Genomic DNA, 2414 nt, shown 5'->3' with positions numbered 1-2414 from the left:
CCGCTCGACGCGGTCCTCGCGCTGCGCGAGCGCGTCCCCGCGCTCGGGCTCAAGCTCGGTCCCGGTGTGCCGCACTCCGCGCTGCCGGCCGACGCGCAGGCGCAGTGGGTGTCCGTCGACGGCGACGTCGTCGAGGTCGGGCTGTGGTTCGGCCCGCTCGCGCCCGAGGGCCCCGGCCGGTCGGCGCTCGTGCTGGCGGGGACGACCGCGCACACCCTGGGCGCCGGTCCCGACGGCCCCGCGCACGCCCCCGCCGGACCCGTGGCCGCGTACCTCTACGAGCCCGACGGCGCAGTCATCCGTGCCGGGCTGGTCGGCGACGTCGCCCAGCGGGTGCGCGGGACGCTCGTCGACCCCACGATCGCCTACGTGACGTCCGACGAGCTGCACGACGAACCCGTCGCCACCGCGTACCGCGTGCTCGACACGATGCCGTTCGGCCTCAAGCGGCTGCGCACGTACCTGCGCGAGCGCGGTGTCGGCCGGCTGACCATCAAGAAGCGCGGCACGGCCGTCGTGCCCGAGCAGCTGCGCAAGCAGCTCGACCTGCGCGGCGACGCCGAGGCCACGGTCGTCCTGACCCGGGTCGCCGGGCACCAGCAGGTGCTCGTCGTGGAGCGCGTCTGATGGCCGCGCCCGTCACGCTGCCGTTCGCGCGGTCCGCGCGGTCGAGCGTCGGGCTCGAGTGGGAGGTCGCGCTCGTCGACGCCGACTCGGGCGACCTGCGGCAGGCCGCGCAGGCGATCTTCGACACCGTCCGGCCGACCGACGGGTCCGAGCACCCGCACATCAAGCAGGAGCTGCTGCTCAACACCGTCGAGGTCGCGTCCGGCGTGTGCCGGACCGTCGGCGAGGCCGGCGCCGACCTGCGCCGCGCGCTCGACGAGGTCGGCGCGGCCGCCGAGCCGCTGCGCATCGAGCTCATGGGCGGCGGCACGCACCCGTTCGCCAACTGGGCGCAGCAGAAGGTCACCGACAAGCAGCGGTACGCGACGCTCATCGACCGGACGCAGTGGTGGGGCCGGCAGATGCTCATCTACGGCGTGCACGTGCACGTCGGCATCGAGGACCGCGACAAGGTGCTGCCGCTGTCCCGCGCGATGCTCACGGTGTTCCCGCACCTGCAGTCGCTGTCCGCGTCGTCGCCGTTCTGGGGCGGCAAGGACACCGGGTATGCGTCCAACCGCGCGCTGCTGTTCCAGCAGCTGCCGACCGCCGGGCTGCCGTTCGGGTTCGAGCGGTGGGAGCAGCTCGAGCAGTACGTCGGCGACATGATGCACACCGGCGTCATCGACCAGTTCGACGAGGTGCGGTGGGACGTCCGGCCGTCGCCGCGGTTCGGGACGCTCGAGATGCGCGTCGCCGACGGCGCGACCAACCTGCTCGAGGTCACCGCGATCTCGGCCCTCACGCACTGCTTCGTCGAGCACTTCTCGTCGATGCTCGACCGCGGCGAGGCGCTCCCCGCGCTGCCGCCGTGGTTCGCGCAGGAGAACAAGTGGCGGTCCGCCCGCTACGGCATGGACGCGATCATCATCACGAACGCCGCGGGCGACGAGGAGCTGGTCACCGACGCCGTGGGCCGCTGGCTCGTCGAGCTCGCGCCCGTCGCGGAGCGGCTCGGGTGCAGCGAGGAGCTCGAGCACGTGCGCGTCATCCTGCGCCGTGGCGCGTCGTACCAGCGGCAGCGCGCGGTCGCGCGACGGAACGCGGGCGAGCTCGACGCGGTCGTCCGGTCGCTCGTCGCGGAGATGAAGGCGGGTCGGCCGCTGTAGCCGAGCACGCTCCACCGGGCCTGGGACCCGTCAGGGCGTCCCTGCGGCGCCCGGACCCGGGACGGGCCGTCAGGGCAGGCGGGTCGCGGCGAGGTCGTCCCAGCGGACCGTCGTCGGGCCGTTCGTCGTCGACGAGCTGAGGTACGCCATGAGGCGCACGCCGCCCGCGGCCTGGAGGCCGGACGTCGCGTCGGTGGCCGTGTACTGCCACGTCGTCGGCTCGGGCGTGCCGTCGAGCCAGGCCCGCGTGCGGACCGTCGTCGGCGCGGTGCCCTGGACCTGCACGCGCACGTGCAGGCGCGCACCCGGGGTCAGCACGACACCCGGCAGCGTGTTGCCCGTGAGGACCGTGCCGGACCGCTCGGTGTGCAGCTGCACGCCGCCGCCCGCGAGCACCTTGACCCGCGCGCCGTAGTCCGCCGAGCCGACCACGCGGCCGGACACCGTGGCGTACAGCGGGCCGTTCGGCACGGTGTCGAGCGCGAGCGTCGTGTGCACGTCCGTCGCCGTCGCCGCGACCGCCGCCGAGCCGAGCGTCGCGGTCAGGGTGGCCCCCGCCGGCACCTGCATCGCGCCCGTCCCGGCACCGACGGAGAACCGGGTCGAGCCGCCGCCCACGGTCCACGCGCCGCCCGTGTC

At 74.8% G+C, this 2414-nt stretch carries 2 protein-coding genes and 1 pseudogene; 2 read left to right on the top strand and 1 reads right to left on the bottom strand.

The features are described from left to right. The coding region (locus HGA02_RS16500; RefSeq protein ID WP_425483073.1) for a THUMP-like domain-containing protein at positions 1-627 on the top strand (627 nt) is incomplete at its 5' end. Further along, complete coding sequence (locus HGA02_RS16495; protein WP_168680210.1) at positions 627-1775, top strand: glutamate--cysteine ligase; 1149 nt, start codon at positions 627-629, stop codon at positions 1773-1775. The genes HGA02_RS16500 and HGA02_RS16495, both read left to right, overlap by 1 nt. Positions 1776-1844: 69 nt before the next feature. On the opposite strand, the pseudogene HGA02_RS16490 reads toward HGA02_RS16495, so the two are convergent. Continuing rightward, positions 1845-2414: pseudogene (locus tag HGA02_RS16490) on the bottom strand (PKD domain-containing protein); the annotation flags it as partial.

It is taken from the genome of Cellulomonas septica, assembly GCF_012396155.1.
Classification (GTDB): Bacteria; Actinomycetota; Actinomycetes; order Actinomycetales; family Cellulomonadaceae; genus Cellulomonas; species Cellulomonas septica.
The sequence above is the reverse complement of the archived record's forward strand: the minus strand, read 5'-3'. Positions and strand labels throughout refer to the sequence as shown.